The 25,489-nt window shown below is 64.4% G+C and carries 18 protein-coding genes; 8 read left to right on the top strand and 10 right to left on the bottom strand.

Annotated features, from left to right (window positions below; genetic code table 11):
* The first annotated feature begins 195 nt into the window (after positions 1–195).
* Entirely contained in the window at positions 196–2,121 is a 1,926-nt protein-coding gene (locus tag BLU88_RS12845; RefSeq protein ID WP_092014563.1) for a calcineurin-like phosphoesterase C-terminal domain-containing protein, read from the top strand.
* Between the two features lie 153 nt (positions 2,122–2,274).
* On the opposite strand, the gene BLU88_RS12840 is transcribed toward BLU88_RS12845, so the two are convergent.
* Positions 2,275–3,369 carry a P1 family peptidase gene (locus BLU88_RS12840; RefSeq protein WP_092014560.1) on the bottom strand — a complete coding sequence of 365 codons (1,095 nt, stop codon included), beginning with the start codon at positions 3,367–3,369 and terminating at the stop codon, positions 2,275–2,277.
* On the bottom strand, positions 3,369–4,895 hold the full coding sequence (locus BLU88_RS12835; protein ID WP_092014556.1) for an aminopeptidase P family protein: 1,527 nt from the start codon (positions 4,893–4,895) through the stop codon (positions 3,369–3,371). The genes BLU88_RS12840 and BLU88_RS12835 overlap by 1 nt, the downstream gene beginning before the upstream one ends.
* 78 nt (positions 4,896–4,973) lie before the next feature.
* Between BLU88_RS12835 and BLU88_RS12830 the strand changes: the two genes are divergently transcribed.
* Positions 4,974–5,831: a PHP domain-containing protein gene (locus BLU88_RS12830; protein WP_092014553.1), complete on the top strand. Its 858-nt coding sequence runs from the start codon at positions 4,974–4,976 to the stop codon at positions 5,829–5,831.
* Between the two features lie 2 nt (positions 5,832–5,833).
* Here BLU88_RS12830 and BLU88_RS12825 read toward each other — a convergent pair whose 3' ends face one another.
* On the bottom strand, positions 5,834–6,970 hold the full coding sequence (locus tag BLU88_RS12825; protein ID WP_157689103.1) for an acyltransferase: 1,137 nt from the start codon (positions 6,968–6,970) through the stop codon (positions 5,834–5,836).
* A gap of 168 nt (positions 6,971–7,138) precedes the next feature.
* Positions 7,139–8,671, bottom strand: a complete 1,533-nt coding sequence (locus tag BLU88_RS12820) for a DEAD/DEAH box helicase (RefSeq protein WP_092014546.1) — start codon at positions 8,669–8,671, stop codon at positions 7,139–7,141.
* A 60-nt stretch (positions 8,672–8,731) separates the two neighbouring features.
* Between BLU88_RS12820 and BLU88_RS12815 the strand changes: the two genes are divergently transcribed.
* Positions 8,732–9,364 carry a ferritin-like fold-containing protein gene (locus tag BLU88_RS12815; RefSeq protein WP_092014542.1) on the top strand — a complete coding sequence of 211 codons (633 nt, stop codon included), beginning with the start codon at positions 8,732–8,734 and terminating at the stop codon, positions 9,362–9,364.
* A 123-nt stretch (positions 9,365–9,487) separates the two neighbouring features.
* Here the strand turns inward: BLU88_RS12815 and BLU88_RS12810 are convergent, their stop codons facing one another.
* Together BLU88_RS12810 and BLU88_RS12805 are read right to left on the bottom strand one after the other, a co-directional pair.
* A complete protein-coding gene (locus BLU88_RS12810; RefSeq protein WP_092014539.1) occupies positions 9,488–9,709 on the bottom strand; it encodes a DUF3107 domain-containing protein in 222 nt (73 codons plus the stop codon).
* A gap of 120 nt (positions 9,710–9,829) precedes the next feature.
* Positions 9,830–10,423 (bottom strand): TetR/AcrR family transcriptional regulator, encoded by a 594-nt coding sequence (locus BLU88_RS12805; RefSeq protein WP_231939402.1) that lies wholly within the window; start codon positions 10,421–10,423, stop codon positions 9,830–9,832.
* 115 nt (positions 10,424–10,538) lie between these two features.
* Here BLU88_RS12805 and BLU88_RS12800 point away from each other — a divergent pair, with 115 nt between their 5' ends.
* Both BLU88_RS12800 and BLU88_RS12795 read left to right on the top strand, forming a co-directional pair.
* Positions 10,539–13,811, top strand: coding sequence for a PD-(D/E)XK nuclease family protein (locus BLU88_RS12800; protein ID WP_092014534.1), 3,273 nt, complete (start codon positions 10,539–10,541; stop codon positions 13,809–13,811).
* Positions 13,811–16,990: an ATP-dependent helicase gene (locus BLU88_RS12795; RefSeq protein WP_092014531.1), complete on the top strand. Its 3,180-nt coding sequence runs from the start codon at positions 13,811–13,813 to the stop codon at positions 16,988–16,990. The genes BLU88_RS12800 and BLU88_RS12795 overlap by 1 nt, the downstream gene beginning before the upstream one ends.
* 29 nt (positions 16,991–17,019) lie before the next feature.
* Here BLU88_RS12795 and BLU88_RS12790 read toward each other — a convergent pair whose 3' ends face one another.
* The gene (locus tag BLU88_RS12790) at positions 17,020–18,225 is read right to left on the bottom strand and encodes a protein kinase family protein (protein WP_231939401.1); all 1,206 of its coding nucleotides are present in this window, start codon (positions 18,223–18,225) and stop codon (positions 17,020–17,022) included.
* A gap of 137 nt (positions 18,226–18,362) precedes the next feature.
* Between BLU88_RS12790 and nudC the strand changes: the two genes are divergently transcribed.
* Together nudC and BLU88_RS12780 are read left to right on the top strand one after the other, a co-directional pair.
* A complete protein-coding gene (nudC, locus tag BLU88_RS12785; protein ID WP_092017476.1) occupies positions 18,363–19,340 on the top strand; it encodes an NAD(+) diphosphatase in 978 nt (325 codons plus the stop codon).
* A complete protein-coding gene (locus BLU88_RS12780) occupies positions 19,337–21,376 on the top strand; it encodes an ATP-dependent DNA helicase UvrD2 (protein WP_092014528.1) in 2,040 nt (679 codons plus the stop codon). The genes nudC and BLU88_RS12780 overlap by 4 nt, the downstream gene beginning before the upstream one ends.
* On the opposite strand, the gene BLU88_RS12775 is transcribed toward BLU88_RS12780, so the two are convergent.
* The gene (locus BLU88_RS12775) at positions 21,353–22,255 is read right to left on the bottom strand and encodes a hypothetical protein (protein ID WP_092014525.1); all 903 of its coding nucleotides are present in this window, start codon (positions 22,253–22,255) and stop codon (positions 21,353–21,355) included. The two genes, BLU88_RS12780 and BLU88_RS12775, sit on opposite strands and share 24 nt — an antisense overlap.
* Positions 22,256–22,809: 554 nt before the next feature.
* Between BLU88_RS12775 and BLU88_RS12770 the strand changes: the two genes are divergently transcribed.
* On the top strand, positions 22,810–23,361 hold the full coding sequence (locus BLU88_RS12770) for a M48 metallopeptidase family protein (protein ID WP_092014522.1): 552 nt from the start codon (positions 22,810–22,812) through the stop codon (positions 23,359–23,361).
* Here BLU88_RS12770 and BLU88_RS12765 read toward each other — a convergent pair.
* Both BLU88_RS12765 and BLU88_RS12760 read right to left on the bottom strand, forming a co-directional pair.
* On the bottom strand, positions 23,345–23,899 hold the full coding sequence (locus BLU88_RS12765; RefSeq protein ID WP_092014519.1) for an NUDIX hydrolase: 555 nt from the start codon (positions 23,897–23,899) through the stop codon (positions 23,345–23,347). The genes BLU88_RS12770 and BLU88_RS12765 overlap by 17 nt on opposite strands.
* A complete protein-coding gene (locus BLU88_RS12760) occupies positions 23,900–25,327 on the bottom strand; it encodes a zinc-dependent metalloprotease (protein ID WP_092014516.1) in 1,428 nt (475 codons plus the stop codon).
* Positions 25,328–25,489 lie beyond the last annotated feature (162 nt).

The following is a 25,489-nucleotide window of genomic DNA, read 5'->3' as shown; positions in this document are numbered from 1 at the left end:
TGGAGATTTCAGCGGCCGGCTCCGCGAATTGAATCCAGATCACATTCCCCGCCGGTGACACGAGTGGGCGTCGAGTTCCATCCGGACTCTTCTCCTATTCATCAAGCCGTGCTGCTGTCGTCATTTCGTCTTCTCTCCGTCTCCCTAGGGTCATTTCTCGGCAGAACCCGCCACAGTCGAATACAGGAGAGATCCATGCAGACACGACGAATCCGCCCGCGCACCGCTGCCGCAGGCTTGGGAGCCTGCGCAGCGCTCTCGCTCTTCGCCCCGCTTCTCTCGCCGACCTCGGCGACGGCCGCGGACGCACCGGCCGAACTCTACGCAGGCCACGTCCAAGTCGACCGCGGCAAGGCCGCCGACCCGAAGAAGTTCACCGGTCAGGTCTTCGACGACGTCAACGAGAATTCGAAGCTCGACGGTGACGAGAAGGGCGTCTCCGGCGTCGCGGTGAGCAACGGAGTCGACGTCGTCCAGACGGACGGAGACGGACGCTACGAGCTGCCCGTGCGAGAGAACATGACCGTCTCGATCACTCAGCCTTCCGGATGGCAGGTGCCCGTCGATGAGGACAAGGTTGCACAGTTCAGCTACAATCACCTGCCCGAAGGCTCCGGGGACCTCGAATTCGGAGGCATCGAACCGACCGGTGACACACCGAAGGCCGTGAACTTCCCGATGATCGAGTCGAAAGCCTCGGCGAAGGACGACCAGAACTGCCCGATCGCCGCTGACACCCAGGCCTATGACAAGACGGAGATGGGCTACGCCCGCGACGGAGCCGTCGGTGACCTCGCCGACCGCAACGACTACGGTGCCTGCGGAGTGCTGCTGCTCGGCGACAATGTCGGTGACGACCTCAGCCTCAACGACGAACTGCGTGACATCTACTCGCAGACCAACGGCCCCGTCCGCGTGGCACCGGGCAACCACGACCAGGACTATGACGCGGTCGATGACTCTCACGCCCTCGACACCTTCCGCGACCAGTTCGGACCCTCGTACTTCTCCTACGACGTCGGCAAGACGCATTTCGTCGTCCTCGACAGCATCGAGTACGAAGGCAAGGCGAACCGGAAGAAGTACAAGGAGAAGATCTCCGAGGAGCAGCTGACCTGGCTGGAGAACGATCTGAAGAACGTGCCGAAGAACGCTCAGGTCGTCATCGCCACCCACGCACCCATCCTCACGCACAAAGAGGTCGTCGTCGACAATGCGAAGGACTTCTACGACGTCATCGCCGACTACCCGAACGCTGTGACCGTCGGCGGTCACACACATACTCAGGAGAACCTCGTCGCTGGTGAGACCCGCAAGGAGTGGGCGGCGGCCGGCATCGAAAAGCTGCCGAATACGCAGATCGTCGCCGGTGCCGTCTCCGGAGACTGGTACTCCGGCGGTCTCAACGCCGACGGACTGCCGTACTCGTTCACGCAAGATGCGTCGGAGCCGGGTGTGCTCACACTCGAATTCGACGGTGCGTCGCGCAGCGAACGCTACACCGTGCGCAACGAGTCCGACGATCACCAGCTGCTGCTCGGCGTGAACTCGCCGCAGTGGCGTGACTGGGCGCAACAGGCACAGGACTGGCAGGACGCGGACAAGACGGGCACTGCTCCGGAAGCGGTGTCCGAGCGCGTGGTCACCCGCGATGACCTCAAGGAGGGCGAGACCTGGCTGACCTCGAGCTTCCTGGCAGGCACCTCCGATGCCCGCGTGGAGGTCAGCTTCGACGGCAAGGCACCGAAGCGCTCCGAACACACTCAGCCGGGCAAGGGCGAAGCGCTGGCGAAGGGCTGGGAGTACACAGACCCCTACACCGCCTCGCAGAACCTGCGCACCTCCGGCAATGTCGGACAGTCGAGCTCGCACCTCTGGAGGACCGAGATCCCCTCGAGCCTCGACCTGGGCACCCACACCGCCGAGGTGACCGGAACCGACCGCTACGGACGTGAGTTCACCCAGACGGTTCGGTTCACCGTGGTCGAGGACGAGGCCGCAGCGAAGTCCGAATCGCAGAAGCTGCTGCGTCAGGACGGATTCGACACCCAGCAGAAGAAGGAGATCCGGGAACCGAAGGGTCTTGACTCCGAAGAGGCACAGTCGGTCCGCAACGACTGACCGATCAGGAGCAGCAGCTCTGCGCGGCCGTCCGACGGTGCCGCTTGAGCGCTGCGGACAGCTGAGAGAAGCGGGGCCCGCCGAGCGGCGGACCCCGCCTCTGCGTTCAGAGTGCGATGAACTCAGCCTCATCGGAGCGAAGTGAGCGCAGTGTCATCGGAGTCCGGTGAAGGCAGAGGTGAAGTCCGGTGCGATCTCACTCAGCGTCGGCGGCTGCCCCCATGCGTCGTCGACGGGTGTCGCCGAAGCATGAGCGTCGAGAATCGCCAGGCTGAGCGCATCGGCCGCCGCCGCAGCGATCATCACGAGCTCTCGTGTGGCGGTGTCGCGGTCAGCAGGCAGCTCCTTGGCCCCGGTGGCGATGCCGAAGACCGTGTCGCCGTCGAAGAGAGTGTGCGAGGGCCGCACGGCTCGTGCGATGCCGGCATGCGCCCCCGATGCCATCCGTGTGGTCTGTGCCGGGTCGAGTCGTGCGTCGGTGGCGACGATCGCGATCGTCGTGTTCTTCGCCGCGGTCCCGGAATCGGCCGGTGGTGCGGTGGGAAGACCGTGCACCGTCGGCAGATCGAAACCGACCGAGCGCAGCAGCGGGGCCAACCACAGACCGCCCGCCGGAGTGCCGATCGTCCCCAGCGAATTGGCCGCGACAAGGGCCGCGACAGTGGACCCGCTGGGCAGACGGACGGCGAAGGACCCGAGTCCTCCGCGCAGACTCTGGAAACCCGACCGGGCTCCGGTGCCCGCCCCGACGCTGCCCCGGACCTCTGTAGTCCGGCCTGACAATGCCGCCCGTGTCGCTTGGGCGCCTTCGTCCGGTGTCGGCGGGGCGACGGAGCCGTCCCCGCGACCGAGGTCGAAGATCGCAGCGGAGGGGGCGAGCGGAATGACCGCACCGTCGACACCTGGAGCGGGGAATCCGAGTCCCGCCTCGGCGAGGGTGTCGACGACTCCGGATACGGCGCCCAGGCCGAAGGCGGATCCGCCGGTGAGGCAGATGGCGTCGGCACCGTAGGAATGCGTGCCCGGCGCGATGACATCGGTCTCGCGGGTGGCGGGACCGCCTCCGCGGACATCGACGCCGATGGACGAACCGGCAGGAGGCAGCACGGTGGAAATCCCGGTCAGTCGGGATTCGGTGAGCTCACCGGCATGGCCGAGGCGGATACCGGGGATCTCGAGGATTCCGCGACCGCGGACCGGGCCGAACCGGGCGCCCGGACCCGAGCGGTCGGCGCTGTCCGAGGGCATCAGCGTTCCTGTGCCCGACCCTGCACCCAGGCTTCGATCTCGGTGCGAGTGCGGGGAAATGCGGCGGAGAGATTCTCCACTCCATCGGCGGTGACGAGGACGTCATCCTCGATGCGGACACCGTTTCCGCGGAACTCCTCGGGCAGGAGCAGGTCATCGGACTTGAAGTAGAGCCCGGGTTCGATGGTGAAGACCATTCCCGGTTCGAGAGTGGCATCCAGGTACATCTCCGCTCTCGCCTGCGCACAGTCGTGTACGTCGAGACCGAGGTGGTGGCTGGTGCCGTGGACCATCCACCGGCGGTGCTGCTGACCCTCCGGCGACAGCGATTCGGCCGTCGAGACCGGCAGCACACCGAACTCCTCGAGGCGCTTCGCGATGACCTCCATGGCCGCCTCGTGGACCTCACGGAACTTCACGGGACGGTTCGGGTGATCGGCGGCTACAGCGAACGCGGCATCGGAGGCCTCGAGCACGGCATCGTAGATCTTCGCCTGCACCTCGGTGAAGGTGCCCGAAACGGGCAGAGTACGAGTGATGTCCGCGGTGTAGAGCGAATCGGCTTCGGCACCGGCGTCGACGAGGATGAGGTCGCCGTCGCGGACCTGACCGTCATTGCGGATCCAGTGCAGGGTGCAGGCATTGTTGCCCGAGGCGGCGATCGTGTCATAGCCGACCCCATTGCCGTCGGAGCGCGCTGCGGTCTCGAATGCGGTCTCGACGACTCGCTCACCACGACGGTGGCCGAGCGCCTTCGGCAGCGATGCGACCACGTTGTCGAAACCGGAACGGGTGATGGCGACGGCTTCGCGCAGCTGCGCGATCTCGTGGTCGTCCTTGATCAGGCGCAGTTCGGAGAGCAGCTGGGCCAGTTCGGCATCTCCGGACTCGGAGGTCTCGAGATCGGCCTGGACCTGGGTGCGAGCGAGGTCGACGACTCCGTCGATGCGAGTATCGGCCTGGCGGACGAGGCGAACGGAGATGGCTCCGAGATCTTTGGTGATGGCGTCATCGACGGTGGCGGAGCTCTCGGTGGTGATGCCGGTCATGGTGGACATGGCTTCGAGGTCCGCGCGCGGTCCGACCCAGTATTCGCCGTAGCGGGAATCGGAGAAGAACTCCTCGGTATCGGCACCGGCGCGGGGGCGGAAGTACAGCGTCACGTCGTGGCCGTCGCCCTCGGGCTCGAAGACGAGGACGGCGTCGGGTTCCGAATCGGCTTCGAGACCGGTGAGGTGGATGAACGCGGAATGAGCGCGGAAGCGGTAGTCGGTGTCGTTCGAGCGGACCTTGAGTCCGCCGGCGGGAACGACGAGCCGTTCACCGGGGAATGCGGCCGAGACCGCGTCCCGCCGGGCCGGGGTGAAGCCGGCGGCGGCGAGGGCTTCGGCGTTGAGAGGAGTGCGGTCCCAGCCGGAGGCGACGAAGTCGCGGAAAGCAGTGGAATTCGGGCGATGCGAGCGGTTGTTGACGCGGTCGGCGAGGTCCTGAGTCGAGTTTGGGGTATCTGAGTTCTGCTCTGTCATGTCGCCAGTCTAGACGGGCGAAGTGACATGGTGCGTACGGGTGGAAGTCTGGACGACAGATGCAGATAGACTGTGACCATGGTCATCGATCTCCATGTGCACACCGCATTCTCGGACGGGACCCAGACCCCTTCCGAACTCATCTCCGAAGCCTCGATGGAGGGCATCGACGTCGTCGGCCTCACCGACCACGACACCACCGCAGGATGGACCCTCGCCGAAGATGCTGCCCGCGTCTACGGGCTCGGTCTTGTGAGGGGAATGGAGATCTCCTGTCGCTACGAGGGGATCAGCGTGCACCTGCTCTCCTACCTCCATGACCCCTACGATACGGGCCTGGCCGAGGTTGTGCAGGAGACGCGGCGGGCACGCCTCGACCGCACGCACCTCATCATCGAACGACTGGCCGAGGACTATCCGATCGACATGGATGCGGTGCTCTCGGTCTCCGGCGAGGATGCCACGATCGGACGTCCGCATATCGCCGATGCGCTGGTGGCAGCCGGCGTCGTCGAGAGCCGCACCGAAGCGTTCTCGTCGATTCTGTCCAGCCAGGGCAAATACCATGTGTCTCTGCCGACGATCGATCCGATCACCGCGATCGGGCTGATCCGGGAGTCCGGCGGAGTCTCGGTCTTCGCTCATCCGCGCGCGGCCATGCGCGGTCGGGTCGTGCCTGATTCGGCGATGACCGATTTCATCGCCGCCGGCCTCGACGGGCTCGAGGTCGACCACCGGGACAACCCTCCGCAGGAACGTGAGGCAATGCGCAGGCTCGCTCATGAGCACGATCTCATCGTCACCGGGTCTTCCGACTACCACGGCACGGGCAAACCCAACCGCCTCGGCGAGCACGTCACCTCCGACCATATGCTCGCGAGGCTACTCGAGCGTGCCTCCTCACGACCCGGTGGAGTCGACTACATCCAGGGGTGAGCTCAGCCGAGGATTCTGCGCAGATGCAGCTTGCCCCAGGCGAAGCTGAGCGCGTAGGACAGGGCGGCCATGACGGCGAGAAGACCCAGATATTGGATGACGAGCAGCACCGGTGCCGCATCGACGTCGAAGAGGCGCTCGAAGAGGAGTTCGAGGAAGAACACGTGGACGAGGAACGCACCGAATGATGCCGTCGCCATCGTCGTGAAGACCTTCTTCGTCCTCTCACCGAGGCGGATGCGCGAGACGAGGAGAATGACGCTGACGGCGAGGCCGACGATGAGCGGGTTTGCATTCTCGATCGGATAGGACCGTCGCGACTCCCACCACAGCACGCCGAGCGCCGAGACCGCGAAGAGCAGGCACAGCGCCCAGATCGGCGGGCACAGTTCCTGCGCGTGCTGGATGACGAAGGCCCCGATGACGAAGTAGACCACCTGATAGGTCGCGAAGCCCCACTTCCATGCATCCTGATCCGAGCCGATCATCTCGAGGGCGAACGGCGCCCAGACGGTCGATCCCGCGAGGACGATCGCGAGAGCGGCGAGCTTCCACGGTCGCTGACCCTTCCAGAACAGGACGAGCGTGCCGAAGACGAGGATGAGCGGGATGTATGCGTAGAGATACCACAGGTGGAAAGCCGGTCGTCCGGCCTCGAGGAAGCTGCGGACGAGGTCATGGCGGACGTCGACCTCATCGGTGTCGAGGAGGTTGAACCCGATCACGAAGATGATCGACCAGGCGGCCAGCGGAACGAAATGGCGGACGATGCGGTCCCACATCTTCGCTTCGGTGCGCGGGGGTGCACCGGCGAGAACGGCCCAGCCGGCGATCATGAAGAACATCGGCACAGCCCAGGGATTGACCGCCTCGGCGAGGTGGCCGAGCCACCAAGCATCGCTGCCTACCTCGGACCGGCCGATGAGGACTCCGCCCGAATGGCCGAGCATGACGGTGAGTCCGGCGAGCACTCGCATGACGTCCACGTCGTGACGATGCGCCTTCGGCGGCCGCGGCTTCGCTGCCGGGGCCTCGGGCTGTGCGGTCGGCGAAGGTGCCGTCGTCGGCTCCGCGGGGGAGAGGTCGACCCGGGCGGGAGCTTCGGGGGACGCGTCGTCCAAGCGGCGTGAACCGAACAATGACTCACTCTCGTTCGTACTCGATGACATGGGTTCAGAACATCATCGATCACCGAATTGAACGGGATCGGGGGTCCAATTGAACACAGGATGAACGAAGGGCCCCGACCGGGTGGTCGGAGCCCTTCGTTCATCCTGTGCGGTGAAGCGGTCCCGCCTGCGGAGGGGTCAGTCCTCGCTGGAGTCGGTGCCCGGATGGCCGCCCTGACCTGCCTGACCGCCCTGCGCACGGTTGACGGGCTTGCCTCCGCGGGTGCGGCGGCGGTTGCGCTGGCGACGCGGTTTGCGGCCCTCCTCACCGGCTGCCGACGAGGAATCGCGACGTTCGGAGGAGCCGCCTCGGCGGGAGTCGGAACGGCCGCGGCCGGAACCACGACGATCGGCCCCACGGCCCTTGCGCTCACCGGTGGACTTCTCGTCCTCGCCGTCGGCGTGCTGGCGCGGCAGTCGGCCTTTGGTTCCCTTCGGGATGCCCAGGTCGGAGAAGAAGTGCGGGGACGTCGAGTAGGTCTCCGCGGGTTCGTCGAAATCGAGGCCGAGAGCCTTGTTGATGAGACGCCAGCGGGGCATGTCATCCCAGTCGACCAAGGTCATGGCGACACCGGAATTGCCGGCGCGACCGGTGCGCCCGATGCGATGGACGTAGGTCTTCTCATCCTCGGGGCACTGATAGTTCACGACATGGGTGACATCGTCGATGTCGATGCCGCGGGCCGCGACATCCGTGGCCACGAGCACATCGACCTTTCCGTCGCGGAAGGACTTCAGCGCCTTCTCACGCTGCGACTGACCGAGATCGCCGTGGAGGGCCTTGACCGCGAAGCCGCGATCCTCGAGCTCGGCGGCCAGCTTGTCGGCGGTGCGTTTGGTGCGGGTGAAGATGATCGTGCGACCCCGGCCCTCGGCCTGGAGCATGCGGGCGACGAGCTCGGACTTGTCCATCGAATGGGCGCGGTAGACGAACTGCGTCGTGTTCTTGCCCGTCAGCGACAGATCCTCATGATCCTGGGCGCGGATATGAGTGGGCTGATTCATATACCGCCGAGCCAGAGTGATGACCGCACCCGGCATGGTCGCGGAGAACAGCATCGTCTGGCGGTGCGCGGGCACGGCGTTGATGATCTTCTCCACATCGGGAAGGAAGCCGAGGTCGAGCATCTCATCGGCCTCATCGAGCACGACGGTGCGGACCCGGTGGAGCTTGAGGACCTTGCGACCGTAGAGATCGAGGAGGCGACCGGGCGTGCCGACGACGACGTCGACACCGGACTTCAGGCGGTTGATCTGCGGATCGAAGTCCATGCCCCCGTAGATCGTCATGATGTCGATATCACGCTGCACGGAGGCGGTGACGAGATCGGCCGCGACCTGCTTGGCCAGTTCACGGGTGGGAACGACGACGAGGGCCTGGGGCAGCCGCAGCTCCCTGGCATCGCCCACGCTGTCGGGAGTCGAATCCGGGTCGGAGGTGACCGAGGAGTCCTCGGTCTTGCCGACGACGCGCTGGAGCAGGGGAATGCCGAATCCCAGGGTCTTTCCGGTGCCCGTCTTCGCCTGCCCGATGATGTCGGCGCCCGACAGTGCCACGGGCAGGGTCAGCGCCTGAATGGGGAAGGGGTGGGTGATTCCTGCCGAGGCCAGCGAGGCCACGATCGGTCCGGCGACTCCCAGTTCTGCGAAATCCGGTTCCGTCTCCGCCATATTCCAAACTCCTTTTAGCGCGTATGCGCTTGTCATGGTGCGAACCGGTAGTCTTGAGCTATGCCCGATTCTGTCCCATTGGCCGGTAATGATGCTGCAACGCTCGCACTTCTGGCGTTCGGCGAGCTGACCGGTTTCGAACGTATGGCCACAAACGCGACGACCGCAGCGGATCTGGATGACAAGGTCATCCTGGCGCGGCTGGCCTCTCAGTCATTCGCGAACTTCGAACAGCTCTCACATCACATCGATCAGATGGGCCAGGATGTGATCGGGCTCTGTCAGCATTTCGAACCGACCTTCAGCACTCTGGCTGAGAGGACTCGTCCTCGCGACTGGTACGAAAGCCTCATGAAAGGTTTCGTCTTCGACGGAATCATGAATGATTTCTACCGCACGGCCGTGAACGAACTCGCGGAGCCCGGATACAGCCTGGCTATTGCAATTCTCGATGATACACGTGCCAGCGAATATGCGCGCAATCGTCTGACATCCGAAGTGGCCGTCGACACACAGCTGGCCTCGCGGCTGGCTCTGTGGGGACGCAAGCTGGTCGCTGAGACCCTGGGGAGGGCACGCAGCCTTCTGACCGACCCGTTCCTCGGCCTCGACGAAGACCTCGTCGTCGAACTGATCCCGTCGGTGACGTCGAATCATTCGAAGCGGATGTCGGCCCTCGGCCTCGTCGCCTGATCCCACAGCGGACGACCTTGGCCGATGCGGACTTCCGATTTCGCAGGGGACGAACGAGCCCACGCCTGAACGCCAAGGGCCCCGGTCGTTATGACCGGGGCCCTTGGCGTTCAGGCGTGCAGCTCAGGCGCTGAAGCCCACACGACGCTGTGTCTCGGCTCCGATTTCGAGGTAGCCCAGCGATGCGGAGGGCACAAAGACCTGACGACCCTTCGTGTCGGTGAAGGTCAGAAGTCCCTCGGACTGGATCTTCTCTTCGACGCGTGCTGCGAGTGCCTTTGCATCTTCGTCCGTTTCGAGGACGATCTCGCGCTGAGTCTGCTTGACGCCGATCTTGATTTCCATGGTGCTCCTTGTGCCGATGTTCGGTGACCGATGACGGTTTGGACTGTGTTCAGCTTAACGTCAGCAGGCAGTGGTTTCTTCCCTGCGGATTCCGCTGAGGGCTGAGGGGTCGGTGGCTGGTCAGCGGTCGGCGAACGACCGCAGACCGCCCCAACTCATCTGAGTGAGCAGCTCGACGGCCGTGTCGGCGTCGATTCCTCGCTGCGAGTCGATCTGCTTGACCACGACCTCGGCGGTGCCGATGAGCGCCCGGCACAGCAGCTGCGCCTCATCGTCGGTGAGGCGTGCGAAGTTCTGCAGGGCCGAGACGACCCGAGTCGCCGAACTCTCACGCAGCGCGCGCAGCCTCTGTTCGGCCTTCGGCTCGTAGACATCCGAATTGAAGATGATGACGAACTCTTCGCGGTGCGAGACGACGAAGTCGAAATAGGCGCGGTAGGTCGCATGCACCTGTTCATGCGGGTCGGTGGTCGACCCCAGCGCCTCGGCCAGCCGTGAGTCGAGGTGCGCCGCCGAGGAATCGATGAGGGCCAGGTAGAGATCCTGCTTGGAATCGAAATGCTGATAGAGCACGGGTTTGGACACACCGGCAGCCTCGGCGATCATGTCCATCGATGTCGTCCGATATCCACGGGTGGCGAAAACGGAGCGAGCGACTCCTACCAGTTGGTCGCGGCGCTGGTCACGGGGCAATCTCTGTTGTGGACTCGACATTCTTCAATGCTACGCGAAGACCGGGCACGCACCGGGCATCTGGGCGTCCGCATCGACGACGCGCCGGTTGCGGGTCGGGAAGTCTCATGTCAGTGGGCCGTGATGGAATACGAGTATGGATGAGATGACGCGGCGAATGGGCAGCACCCTGTTCTCCGGTGGCTGCCTGAACATCATCGGGCGGCCGGGAACCGGGAAGACGACTCTGCTCGAATCGCTCTATGCACAGCTGGTGTCGACGATCGAACCGGCATCCGTCCTCGTTCTCACCCCCGACCGCGATCACGCCGATGTGCTGCGCAACCGACTTCAGCTGCCTGCCGATGCGGTGCTGTCCTCTGCTCCGGCCCGAAGTCTGGCGTCCTTCTGCTATGGGATCGCTCGTGCCGCACATACGACGCGGACCGGCGAAGATCTCGAATTCATCTCCGGAGCCGATCAGGATGTGTTCCTCGCCGATCTCCTCGCCGGTCACGAACTCGGCCATTCCCGTGGACCGGCATGGCCGCCGGAGATCACCGCTGAGGTGCGCTCCACCTCGGCGTTCCGAACCGAGGTCCGCGACGCGCTCAATCGAGTGATGGAATTCGACTTCGGAATGCGCATGCCGGACCCTTCGCCGGAGGCCTCGGAGCACGTCTTTGACTTCGGGCGAGGCGCCCTCGATCGTGTCCTGACCGACAACCCCGATCCACGATGGCAGGCCATTGCCGAAATCCTCGACGAATATCTGGGCATCATGTCCATGCCCGGTTACGGCGGCATCGACTCCGCGACGGTGCTCGCGCTTGCCGCTTTCGAGATCTTCCGCGAGCCTGCCGATGTGACCGCCGGCAGCTCATGGACCTTTGCTCCTGACCATGTGCCGACAGTGGTTCTCGCCGACGGCGTCCAGGACTTCCCTGCCGCCAGTTGGGGAATCCTCGAACAGCTGCGCGACCGGGGGAGTGCGATCGCCCTGTTCGGTTCTCCCGAGACGGTGACCGGTCGTTTCCACGGTGCCGACGCTTCGATCATCGATCGAGCCTCGGCCGACGCAGATTTCGAAACGGTCGTCCTTGAGCGTCAATGGGATGTCGATCCGGCATTTGCGGAAGCCATCGACGGCTTCGGTGCCAGGATCACCACACGCTGGTCGATCGGACACATGCCTCGCCCGCGCCCGGCGGGGGACGAAGCCGATCCGACTGACCCATCCGAGACGCCCTCACCCGCCCCGGTCCAGACTCCCGTGGAGACACATGTGTTCGCAGGCAGCGCGTCCGGACACCGGTATCTCGCCCGACGGATCACGAACTTCGTCGAACAGGGCCATAACTGGTCCGATGTCGCACTCATCTGCCGCAACTCCTCCAGCGCACGCGCGATCGCCAACGAGCTGCGAGCCTCAGGGGTCTCGATCGCCAGCCTGATGCAGCCGCTCAACGTCGACCCCGCGACTGCACCGCTGTTGGACCTGCTCTCGGCAACTCCGGATTTCGACGATGACGAATCGATCGCCGAACTCGCCCTGTCACTGGCCGGCAGCATCTACGTCCGTCTCGACCCCGTGCAGATCCGGCGCTTCCGGCGAGCCGTGCGCAGACAGTTCCCGGCACCCAGCAGCACGGCATCGCTGGCCCAGGCACTGCGCAGCCCCATCGACGAATCGTCCCCACAGGGGTTGGCAACCATCTCGCGGATGCTCCATGCCGCGTCGGAGGTCGGCACGACCGACCCCCACCAGGCGCTGTGGAGCATCTGGGACGCGGCCAGGGTCGCAGACAGATGGCAGACCGAAGCCCTGCGCGATCCGGAATCGGTGACCAACGGCTATCTAGACTCAGTGCTGCGACTGTTCGCCCTGGCCGAGAAGATAGCCGACCGCGGCGGATTCACCGCACGTTCGTTCGCCGGCATCGTCGCCGAACAGGACATCGCCCAGGACTCCCTGGCCGATACTGCCGGATTCGCCGATCACGTCCTGGTGGGCACCCCGTCCTCGCTGGCCCATGTGCGAGTGCCTCTGGTGATCGTCGCTGAAGTCAACGAAGGGGTCTGGCCGAACCCGAAGCTGCGTGGCGGAATCCTCGGACTCACAGATCTCACCGCGGTGCTTGCCACAGGTGAGACGGTGACCGGCGATCCCGGCTACCACGCACATGCGAAACGGACGAATCTGCGCGAAGAGGGCGAGCTGTTCTATACCGCGCTCAGCCGGGCCCAAGAGCTCGTGCTCGTCACCGCAGTCAGCGATGCGGAGACCGAACCATCACCGTTCTTCGATGTGCTCGCCGCCGCTTCGACCAAAGACACCGATGCAGCCGACGGCTATGCGATCACCCACGAGGACGAGCTGCCTCCACTGACGATGCCGGAGATGGCCGCACATGCTCGTGCTCACCTGCTGCAGACGGCCGCAGCAGCGAACGTCGACGACACCGAGTCAGCCACCGCGGCATCGGACAGCACCACAGCCGAGAACTCGGAGAGCTCGCCGATACCGGACTCGGAGACGCAGTCATGGGCGGCGCTGGTGCGGGCACTGTCGAATGCAAGTCGGACGGTGGAATCACCGACGCAGTGGCGGGAGGCAGAAGACATCACCACGAATGAGCCGCTTTTCACAGACTCCGATTCGGTGCGCGTCTCACCCTCCCAGGTCGAAGCGTTCAACGACTGCTCCCTGCGGTGGTTCCTCACCCGCAATGGCGGTGACCGCCCGATGTCGACGGCGCAGAGTCTCGGGACCATCATCCACGCTGCCGCCGAGAACTATCCGGAGGGCCCCACCTCTGCGATCCGAAGCTTTGTGGAAGCTGAGTTCGGGTCTCTGGAATTCGATGCGGAATGGGAACGCGAACGGGAATTCGATGTGGCGATGAGCATGGCCGACCGCCTCGGCGACTACATCAAGAAGACTCCGGGCCGCCTCGTCGGGGTCGAAGCGCAGGTCTATGCGGTCGGCGTCGACGGAGAAGGACGGGAGTGGAAGGTCACCGGCCGCCTCGACCGAGTCGAGGAAGTCGAGGGCGGACTGCGCATCGTCGACTTCAAGACCGGCAGAAACGTCGTCGCCGGCAAGGAGATGGACCGGCACGCCCAGCTGGGTGTGTACCAGGAAGCGATCAATTCCGGCACCATCAGGATCGGTGAGGACCAGGAGATCGACGCGCACGCGTTCGGTGCCGAACTCGTCTTCCTGCGCAAGTCTGCCCGCACAGTTCGGGAGCAGTCGGCGCTGGACGTCGACGAGAACCCCGAATGGGCACGTGAACTCATCGACGATGTTTCCGGCCGGATGCGCGCGGCGAGCTTCCCCGCACGTGTGGAGCCGCAGAAGTGTCAGTCATGCCCCGTTCGATCATCGTGCCCGGCGATCGGCCCGAAGATATTGGAGGATAACTGATGCGCTTCACTGCCGAAAAGCTTGCCGAACTTACGGCCGCCGATCCTGCCCAGTCCCTCCCGCCCAGCCCGGAGCAGAAGGTGATCATCGAAGCCGACCCCGCACAGTCGATGAAAGTCACCGCCGGGGCTGGGTCCGGAAAGACCACCGTCATCTCGCAGCGAGTGGTTTGGCTGGTTGCAAACGAATACGTATCTCCCGAAGAGATCCTCGGATTGACCTTCACCCGCAAAGCCGTCGGAGAACTCGGCGGACGCATTCGAGTGCTTCTGTCACGTCTGCGGCACAACCTCGGACGCGGACAGGACCTTTCCCTGCCCGGCCTCGATAATCCGACCGTGTCGACGTACAACTCCTATGCCGCATCGATCGTCAGCGAACACGGTGTGAGCATCGGGATCGAACCCGAGACCGTCCTGCTCGATGACGCGGCAGCCCATGCCCTCGCAGGGAACCTCATCGATTCCACCCCACCAGATGAGATCCCCGGAGACTTCTCCCGCGAGACGATGATCGCTGACATCATCGCTCTGGCAGGGCAGATGAATGATCACGGTCGAGATGTTGACGAAGTCACCGACTACCTCGAACAGTGCCTGGCCGCGCTGGTGTCCAGCAAAGGCAAACCCGTCGATCCCAATGGGCGGCGGGCAAAGCTCGAAGCGAAGATCCGAACGGCTCGACTGGCTGATTCCTATATGCGCGCTAAACGACGCAATCTGGCCATGGACTTCTCCGACCAGGTGCGTTTCGCCCAACGCATCCTCGACGAGGTGCCGGCTGCCGCCGAGGCCGAGAGAGCCCGGTGGAAGATCGTCCTCCTTGACGAGTTCCAGGACACCTCGGTGGCTCAGCTGAAGCTCTTGCGCGACCTCTTCCACTCCACTGCTGTCACCGCGGTGGGAGATCCTCGCCAGGCCATCTATGGTTGGCGCGGTGCCAGCGCCGACAACATGGTGCGGTTCTCCTCTGACTTCCGCGATGTCGAATCCCTGTCTCTGAGCACAAGCTGGCGCAACGACAGTTCGATCCTGCAGGTGGCCAATCGCATCGCCGCCGGACTCGCCGACAGCAAGGAAACCCCGCTGTCGGCTCGCGATGGTGCCGGAGTCGGTGAAGTCAGCGTCGAGATCAGCTCCGGCGCCCACGACCCCGATTTCCTCACCACCGGTCTGCGCGCACTCACGGAATGGTTCCGCACGGTCCCAGAAGGCTCGTCGAAAGCCGTGCTGTGCCGCAAACGAGCGCACTTCGCACCCGTGGCGGCGGCCCTGGAAGCCGCCGGGTTCGCTGTTCATGTGCACGGCTCTTCCGGGCTGCTGACCGACCCCTTCGTTGCCGATCTGCGCGCAGTGCTCACTGCCGCGGTCGATCCGCTGGCCGGCGACGCTGTCATGAGGCTCATCAGCGGACGGATGCTCGGCCTCGGCGCGGGCGACATCGCAGGACTGCACACGTTCACCCGTCGTCAGACCGAGAGGCGAACGTCCGACAGGGCCGAAACCGCCACCGAGGAGGTTATCGCCGAAGCCATCGACCAGGCGACGATCGTCGAGGGCATCGATGAACTCATCGAGGTCCAGCGTGTCCTCGACCAGGGAGCACGATCGGGTGCCGACAAGGGACTTCTCGCGGACTTTCAGGAGTCCGGTCTGAGTTCGCAGGCGCTGCATCGTCTGGTCCGATTGGCACGAGCACTGCGGACCACGCGGTCGGGCACGGGCACTGTCTCGTCGATCATCCGCACCGCGATGTCCGAGACTGGAATCGATTCGGATATCTGGGGACTCAGCGATTCGCTGCGCAATCTGCACAGAGCCTCGGTCGACGCGTTTCTATCCTCGGCCAGCCAATACTCGGCCACCGAAGACAAACCCTCGATCACCGGCTTCCTGTCCTGGCTCAGTCTCATGGAAGCCCACGACGCGCTGAGCGTCGCCGAACCGACGACGGCAGCCGATGCGATCAACATCATGACCGTTCACGCCTCGAAGGGGCTGGAATTCGACGCCGTCGCCGTTCCCTCCCTGGTGGTCAAGGACTTCCCGACCGAGCCGCGGGACAAGGAAGGGTGGATGGACCGCACTGCCCTGCCGTACCCGTTGCGCGGTGACCGGTCTCATCTCGTCGATTTCGACCTGCGGGAAGCCGAATTCGATACGAAGAAGGCCCTCGACGAGTGGATCGGAGACTTCATCCGCCCGCAGATCGCCGACGCTCACGAGGGGGAGGAGCGACGATTGGCCTATGTGGCATTCACCCGCGCCAAGAAGCATCTGTGGCTTGGGGCTGAGCTGATGGGTTCGCGTGCCAATCCCGACGGCCCGTCGCCTTTCCTCACCGAGGCGATCGAAGCCCTAGGGATGGAGGTGGACGTTCCGGAACCAGCCGAGGAATCGGCGGAAGACCGGATCGAGACCACTCCATGGCCGGTGCCGCGCACGAAGCAGGTTGCCACCGCACAGCGAGCCGCAAGCTGGGTTGAGACGAGCCCGGATGTCAGCTTGGAGTCCTTGGCCGACGACCCTGGGGTGATCGGACGGTTCGCCGCTCAGGCCCTGCGTATCGGCGACCGTCCCGAAGCCAAGTCCGCAACGGCGATGCCCGACCGCCTGTCGGCGACAGCATTAGTCGCGTGGCGAAGGGATCCGCAGGGTTTTCGGACGCAGACCCTGCGCCCGATCCCGACTCCGCCGAGCCGTGCGGCCGAGATCGGAACGACTTTCCATTCCTGGGTGGAACAGCATTTCGGCCAGTCGAGCATCGACATCGGCGAGGACGAAGCGGTACGACCGATCGACGCAGCGACGATCGAACGGCTGCAGGCGACGTTCTCAGCCTCCGACTTCGCGACACGTCGAGCCGACCATGTGGAAATGTCCTTCGAACTCGTGCTCGGCAGATTCCGGGTGCCGGGGAAGATCGATGCCGTCTTCATCACCGGGAACCATGCCGAGGTCGTGGATTGGAAGACGTCGAAGAAGCCCGAAGCCGCAGTTCTCGAAGTGATGAAATGGCAGCTGGCGCTCTACCGGTTCGCGATTCTGCGCGTGCATCCGGAGATCACCGAGGTGACCGGGACGTTCTATTTCGTCGGCAGTGATGAGGTCGTGCAGTTCAACGATCTGCCGGACGAGGACGAAGTCGTCGAATGGTTGGAAGCCAACGACGTCGGCTGAGATAGGCGGTTCCGGGAAGTCGGCTGTGATTAACGGATCCGGCCGGTGTCATCCCCGTCGTCAGTTTCGTCGGACTCCCAAGTCGGTTCGGTCCGCACCTGTGATCCCGGCTCGGAGCCGAACTCCGAATCGTCATCCGAGGCTGCTTGAGCCCCGGGAATGAACACATCGGCTGCTGCGCTCTCCGTGATGGCGGCTTCGACATCGGGAGCATCGCCGGCCGTCGCAGCTGCTGAGGTCGTACCCTCGCGGGAGGCCGCATGGTCGGCAGAAGCGGAGTCCGAGTCCGGTCCCTGAGCGGCGGTTCCATCGGAGGAGCTGCCGAACAGGACGTCATTGAATGAGCTGAGCAGAGCGGCAGCATCCAAGACGGCCGTCTCATCGCCGGAATCTACCGCTTCGAGCAGCCAGTCGAGCACCGCGAATTCAGCCAGCAGCTCGGCACGGGCGATGACATGCTCATCGGCGCGGGGTCGGGAATTGCGGTATTCCTCGTAGAAAGTCGGCAGGGCTGCAGGATCGATCAGCGCCGACGCCGCGGCGAGATCGATGGCCGGATCGGCAACGCGCAGACGGCCGATCTCCGCGAGTGCGAGCACGCGCTCCTGATCGGTGTAGACGCTCGTCTCATCGATGGAGCCGTGGATTGGTGTGGCGAGGAAATGCCAGAGCGCGACCTTCTCGAATTCCTCTTCCCAGTGCTGCAGCAGAGATGACGGCACCCTCCCAGTGCTCGCCGCCTGATCGAGGCGTTCGAGGATGAGGAACTGAGATCGGGAGGGATCCTCCACTGGGAAACCAGCATCGGAGACGGGTTCGGGCGCTGTCGAATGCAGTGTCGCCAGAGCCTGCGCCAACGAACTGGCCCGGGCCGTATCGGCGATGGGCACATCTCCCAGAGGCGCACCCGGCAGCGGATCGGCCAGAGTCACCGTCGTCGGGGACGCCGTGTCGAAATAGTCGGCGTCCACCTCGGTGATGGCCCGCAGTCGCGGCCATACGAAGTCGGCATGCGGATACATGGCCTCGTAGATGCGTCCGGCCTCTGCGGACGAACCGATGTCCGCGGTCCGATCAAGCTGGGTCTGAGCGGTTGCAACGAGCTGCTGATCGCCATCGTCGAGCAGGACCCTGACTCCGGCGTCCAGGGGCGGCAGGGGAGTCCATGAGGTTGGGACGAAGCCGTCGAGCATCGTCGCCGCGATCGCAGTCAACTTGAGCGCCTTGGTATCCACCTTCCCCAATCTACCGTCTGGGTTCGGCTGAGACACGGGACTCGCCGTCGAGCGTGTCTGTCGAGGCGAATTTCGGGTCCGATCAGGCAGACACGGCCACGGCCGTTGTGTCAGGACGCTGGGATATCGTGGAGGGCATGAAGCCATTGCCTCCAGTGCAGCCGATCAGCCTCGCCCGACACGGAATCGATCGCGACCATTTGACTCGGGGCCAGGACGGGGATCTCAGCGAGATCTGGGCCTCGGGAGCTCAAGCCGTATTCGAATACCGCGGGACGCTGCTTGTCGCCGGCGGTGGACTCTTCCTGACGGACCGCGAACTGGTGCCGGAGGGACAGACGGAGGTCTACCTCGGTCGTGACCCGCAGGGCACCCGCTATATCGGAGTGTCCTTGGACGATGCCGGCCGCAGCCACATCGATGCCCGCCTGGACGCCTCGCGGGCCCGGGACGCCTCCGACCTGCTCACTGCCCCGGGAGAGGGCATCGACAGCTCCGAACCCGTCTGGCTGCCGTTGCGCCACCTCGCCGAAGCACTCGACGACGTGCAGGTGTCCCTGGCGTGCGAGATCGTCGGTTTGGGAAACTGGCATCGCGCGCACCGGTTCTCCCCACGCACAGGGACTCCGACCACTCCGGTGCTCGGCGGTTGGGTCCGCCGGGACCCGGAGAGCGGAAGCGAACATTTTCCCCGCACCGATCCCGCTGTCATCGTCGTCATCGTCAACACCGATGAGTCGGGTGTCGAGCGTGTCCTGTTGGGCAACAACGCCGCCTGGGAATCCGACCGTTATTCGCTATTGGCCGGATTCGTCGAACCGGGGGAGACCCTCGAACACGCCGTGATCCGTGAGATCTGGGAAGAAGCTCACCTCGAAGTCACCGATCCGCGGTATCTGGGCTCCCAGCCATGGCCGTTTCCGTGCTCACTCATGCTCGGCTTCTCGGCGATCGCTCCCAGCCGTGACTTCGCCGCCGATGAGGCGGAGATCGCCTCCCTGCGCTGGTTCGCCCGCGAGGAGCTGCAGAATGCCATTGCGAACGGCGAGGTGCGCGCCCCGTCGACGATCTCCATCGCCGGTCAACTCCTGCACAGCTGGTTGGACAACGCATGAACGCTTCGGCCACGGCCCTGCTCGAGGCCCTGGACGATGAACAGCGCGCCGTCGCCACCCACTTCGACTCACCGGTGATCGTCCTCGCCGGCGCCGGAACAGGCAAGACCCGCGCCATGACACACCGGATCGCCTACGGAATCGCATCCGAGGTGTTCCCGGCCAACCATGTCCTCGCTCTGACCTTCACCGCAAAAGCAGCGGGGGAGATGCGCTCACGCCTGCGCGGCCTCGGAGTTCCCGCAGTACAGGCCAGGACGTTCCACTCAGCGGCGCTGCGTCAGCTGCGCTTCTTCTGGGACCGGTTCGCCGATGGTGACTTTCCGCGGATCATCGAGAACAAGGCGGGCATCATCGGCTCGGTCATGCAGAGTCTCGGATTGGAGACCAGCCGTGAACTGACCAGAGATGTCGCTTCGGAGATCGAGTTCGCGGCTTCCTCCCTGCTGGGCGTCGAAGACTATTCGACGAAGGCCGCGGTCCGGGACCTCCCCGGTCAGCTGAGCGTCGAGGACATGGTTCGGATCTTCGAAGCCTACGGGGAGGCGAAGACACGAGGTCGGGTGCTCGACTTCGATGATGTGCTCCTCGTGCTCTCCGGTGTCCTGGCCGAGTACCCGGCCATCGCGGCAGAGATCCGCGAACAGTACAGGCACTTCGTCGTCGACGAGTTCCAAGACGTCTCGCCGCTGCAGTTCGATGTTCTCTCCCGCTGGCTCGGCCAACGTGACAATCTCTGTGTCGTCGGCGATCCCGCCCAGACCATCTATACGTTCGCCGGAGCCGATGCGAGTCTGCTCGGCTCGCTCAGCACGTCGATGCCCGAAGCCAGAACGATCCGCTTGGTGCGCAACTACCGGTCGTCTCAGGCCATCGTGTCGACGGCGAACAGCCTGCTGCGGCACACCTCACAGTCCGCGCTGACGCTGCGAACCGACAATCCGATGGGTCGGCAGCCGCGGATGGTGGAGTATCCCACGGACGAAGCCGAGGCCAGCGGTGTCGTCCAAGCCATCTCCGCCGAGATCCAGGCCGGGCGTCGTCCTCGCAACATCGCAGTCCTCTTCCGTACGAACGGACAGAGTCCGTCCTATGAGCACGCGCTGGCCGCCGCCGGAATTCCGTATGTGCTGCGCGGCGGAGAGCGCTTCTTCGCACGCAAAGAGGTCAAAGAAGCCGTGCTCATGCTCAAAGCCGCGCGCGCGACCTCGAGCGGACAGCGTCTGCCCGAAGCTGTGGTGGAGGTCCTCGGTTCGCTCGGATTCACTCGGGAGCCGCCTGCGGCCGGAGCCGGCAGGCAGCGCTGGGAATCGCTGAAAGCTCTTGTCGACCTCGCCGATGAACATCAGCACGGTCAGGAGCTTCCCGTGCCGATGGAAGTCTTCCTGGACGACCTGTCGGATCGCGCCGAGCATCAGTTCGCCCCGGATATCGAAGGGGTCACTCTGGCGTCCTTCCACGCCGCGAAGGGCTTGGAGTGGGACAGCGTGCACCTGGTGGGGCTCAGCGAGGGTCTGCTGCCCATCAGCTACGCCCAGACGCCGATGGCGATCGCCGAGGAGAGGCGCCTGTTCTACGTGGCACTGACTCGTGCCGGCACAGACCTGCGGATGAGCTGGTCACTGGCTCGGTTCGACAACAAACAGAAACCGCGGAGATCTTCGCGATTCCTCGCCGAACTCGGTCAGTCAGCGCCGATGGTGGGAAGTGGCCGCACTGAGTCGAACTCTGCGGCTCTCAACCGCTGCTGCGGCTGCGGGAGGGCGTTGGTATCGCAGATCGATCGTGCCCTCGGGCGATGCTCCGACTGTCCTGCCGGCATCGACCTCGAGCTGCTGGACCGTCTGCGCCGGTGGCGGGTGCGTGTCGGTATGGAGCAGGGACTGCCGCCGTACCTGGTGCTCACGGACACCTCGCTGTCTGTCATCGCAGAGGTCCGTCCCCGCAGCCTCGACGCACTCGCTCGGGTCCCCGGGATCGGTGCGACGAAACTCGAACTCTACGGAGCGAACCTATTGGGTCTGATCGGCGACTGACCCGAAATCAGGGACAGGCGTGCGACACTGGCAGCGGTCATGGAAGTCCAGACCGGTGTCCGTGACCTCTCCGGCATCCAAGGTGACCATGCGACGGACCGGTGCAGTCCCGGGTCGCAGCAGCGCGTGACGGAGCATCTGGACGACATGTGCGGATCCCAGGAGCCGCGCGGCTGGATCGCTCAGGCTCTCGCGTTCGGGCAGAGCACGCAGACGGGGATGCTGATCGAGCCACCCGGCATCACTGTCCTTCCTGTGCAGGCAGGCGCAGACAGAACACGGCGTCGAACCGGGACGGATGAGTCCCGTGATCTCCACTGCCTGCTCACCGAGGACGACTTGGCAGTGGTCGACCTCGCGATCGCTGAGCCACATTGCGGCATTCAGGTCTGGAACCAGATGCGAACTCGTGATCACCACCGGTGCCGCCATGAGGTCGAGCTCCTCGACACGGTGGGCCGCGGCGACGGCGAATCCGAGGGCGGCCAACTGCCCCTCGACATGGGAACGCAGCGGACCGGTGACCAACACCGGCCGGGTTCCTAGGACCTGTGACACACGGTCCGGCGACAGATTGAAGATGCGCGCAGCGGCGAAGACTGGCGATCCTTTGGGCACGCTGCCGATGTCGGCATCGTCGGGGATGAGCACACTCGCCTCGCCGAGGAGGGTGATGAGGGAGCTCGCCCTGCTGAGATCGACCCCGAGTTCCTGAGCGCGCGCATAGAACTGGGCCGAGCCGATGCCGAGTCGAAGATCCTCGATGAGGCTGGCATCGCCGGGCAGCAGGCCATCGATGAGCACAGGATCATCGGCGCCGAACTGGATGCATGAAGACGAGCGCCATGTGATCGGAACACTCGGAAAGATTCTGAACATCTCGGCCCCTTCGCCTGCTCACAGTGGAGACTTCCACAGTAGTGAACGTGCGGCGTAATCGCCATGAGACGGGCCGGGTTGTGGATAACCATGTGGAAAACGGCTGAGGACAGGCCGGGAAGCGTGTCCCGACATGCCCTCAGCCGCATATTGCCCCAGGCGCTCGCGAGGACTCGTGCGGCTTCCCCTTCCGCACGCACCCTCGGGTTTTCCGGGGTCAAGCATAGAACTTATTCCGCAATAGCCTCCGCGTCAATGCACCGTCATGCACAGACGCGTCAACAGCTTGTGGATAACCTGTGGGAATCGCCGTGGCGTCTGTGGAGGAAAGGTGCCTTGAGTGGATCTGGTCCTGTTGATAAACGGGCACCTGATCGGGCCAGCTCCTGTTCGGCGGGAACGATGACCACCGAGGCGGCTGTGGACGGGGGATTCGTGCCCCGATTCTCTGCAGACTCAGGAAACTCACAAACTTCGGAGATGGACGTGCGCTGGTCTTCAGGCCATTCCAATGCCGCTGTCACCGTGTCCGTGCCGTTTCCTATGATGGACCGGTGAGCAGAACACAGCGGTGGAGCGAAGAAGGGGTGCTGCGGGCGATCGCCCGGGGTGAGATCGAAGTGCGTCGATCGGCCCGGCGGAAGAAGACCGTCGCCGTTTCGAAGGAGATCGAGACCTACGTGCTGCGCACTCCCGTGCGCTACAGCGTGGAGCACAACATCCGATCGCTGACGGACCTGTTCAATCGGCTCTCCGCCCGAGACCATTCCTCGGACACTGACCTCACTGAGTTGGCAGATGAGCTGAGCCGACGGTACTTCGGAGGGAGGCTGCGGCCGGAATCGATTCGCTGGGTAACGAATCAGAATGTCAGCCGGTGGGCGTCGACGACCACGTCGACGGGCGACATCCGCGTCTCACATCGCCTGCAGTCCGTGCCTCGATGGGTGTTGGAGACCGTGGTGGCCCATGAGCTCGTGCACCTGCAGATCGGCCCGCACTCGAAGGAATTCCATGAGTTGGCAGATCGTCATCCGCGGCAGGCGGACGCAAAACTCTACCTCGAAGGCTTCAGCGACGGAGAACGTTTCAGTCGCCGGAGCTGAGGGCTGCCACGGCGGAGCGATAGAGGTTCGGCAGTCGGTTCGGCAGATCGGGCATGAGCTCGTCGGGCAGCTGGTTCAGTGGGAACCATGCGACGTCGAAGGACTCGTCCGACACGCGTGGTGAGTCGTCTGTCGAAGCCAGGGCTGCGAAGACGACGTCGAAATGCCGGGTGCAGGTCCCGAATGCGACCGATAGGTCGTGCACATGCAGATCAATGGGGGCCGCCGTCACTCGGGGGAGCGGGCGCAGACCGCTCTCCTCTTCGGCTTCTCTGCGTGCGGCACCGCGGAGGGAGAGGTCGACGGTTTCCAGGTGGCCGCCGAACTGACCCCACAATCGGGCTTTCCTATGGTGGTTGAGCAGAACCGCCTCGGCGCTCGGATCGATGACCAGGCAGCTGGCGGTCACATGCTGCTCACCGCCGGAGCGGCGCAGGGAATCGGCACCCTGCCGGTCGAAGAGCTCCGCGAAGGCCGGGGAGAATGGGTTCTGCGGTCCGCGCTCGACCTCCTGCCGGGCGGTATCGAGATCGATCATTCAGCGATCGTCTGGACTGTCGGAGCTGTCGTCGTCGGACGATTCGGATCCATCGGAACCCGAATCCTCGGACTCGGCGCTCGACTCGGCGTCGCTTCCGCCTGCCCCGTCGAGGCCCTCGGCGAGGATGCGGGACAGTGCTTCATCGATGCTCGACTCGTTGGTCCACTCGGCGTGACGACGCTCAGAATATCCCAGAGGGTCATCGAGGTCCTGAGTGGTCGGCAGCAGATCCGGGTGAGAGAACACCCGATCGCGAGCCTCGGCGCCGCCCTGCGTCTCGAGGTAGCCGAACAGCGCGGCCGCATCGCGGAGGCGACGGGGGTTGAACTCGAGGCCGACGAGCGTTGAGAACGTCTTCTCCGCTGGCCCTGCGGTCGCCCGGCGACGGCGCATGGCTTCGCGGATCTGATCGCGACCGGGCAGATGTCTGCAGGCTTCGTAGACGACGACGTCGACCCAGCCGGCGATGACGGCGAGAAGGTTCTCCAGCGACGTCAGTGCCTTCTTCTGATCGTCTGTCGTCGGCGGGTTGAACAGACCCTGGCGGATATTGTCGCTGAGGTCGGAGATGTTCGAGGGATCGATGTTCGACGCCATATCCTCGATCTGCGAGGTGTCGACCTTCAGGCCCTGCGCATAGCGGGTCAGTGCCGTCTCGACCTGCGCGCTCAGCCACGGCGCACGTTCGAACAGGGCGAGATGGGCGAGTTCCTGAGCCGCGAGATAGATGCGGACTTCGGAGACGTCGACGTCGATTTCGGAGGCGAACGTCTCGATGTTCGTCTCGATGACCACGGCGGTGTCGTGAGGGAGCAGCGGCAATCCCACCTCGGTGCCGGTGAGGACGCTTTCGGACAGCGCGCCGACGGCCTGTCCGATCTGCATGGCGAACATCGAATCACTCATCGACCCGAACATCGACGAAGCACCCGCAAGGATGCCCTTCATCTCGGCCGGAACCTGGGACTCGAGCGTATCGGTGAGCGCCGAAGACATGTTCTCCTTGATAGGCAGCACGAATTTCTGCCAGCCCGGCATCGTCTCCTTGACCCAGTCGGCACGGCGCAGCGGCCGCGCGGTGCGGTTGGCGACGGAGAAGTCGGTGGCTTCGGCGAGCCAGAGCTCTGCCAGGCGGAATGCGTCGGTCGTCGCGCGCTCGGCGTCTTCGGACACCGAAGGGTCGGGATCCGGCACGGCCTTCTGGGCGATCGACACGGCCTGGGCCTGCGGGTCGGCACCTTGGCCGAAGAGCCCCTGCATCTGACTCATGATGGACGACATCATCGCCGGATCGATCGAGAAGCCCTGCGGCATGCCCGAACTGTTCTTGTCGTCTCCCTGACCGGATCCGGGACCATTGGCGCCGAAGAGCATTCCGAAGATCTGCTCGAACGGATTCTGCTCGTTGTTGTTGTCATCGGTCATTGTTCTACAGCCCCCAAGAATCGGTTTGACTCAACGTTAACGGTTCCGAATGTGCGAAGCTTCCCAATTCCGGGAGGTTTCGCAGGATGTTCGCACCGGGCGAAAGGAGTCTGTGAAACGGACGCTGAGGTTTCAACTAGACTGGTGGGGCGGTGCAGCGAA

Source organism: Brevibacterium siliguriense, from assembly GCF_900105315.1.
Lineage (GTDB): Bacteria > Actinomycetota > Actinomycetes > Actinomycetales > Brevibacteriaceae > Brevibacterium > Brevibacterium siliguriense.
The sequence above is the reverse complement of the archived record's forward strand: the minus strand, read 5'-3'. Positions and strand labels throughout refer to the sequence as shown.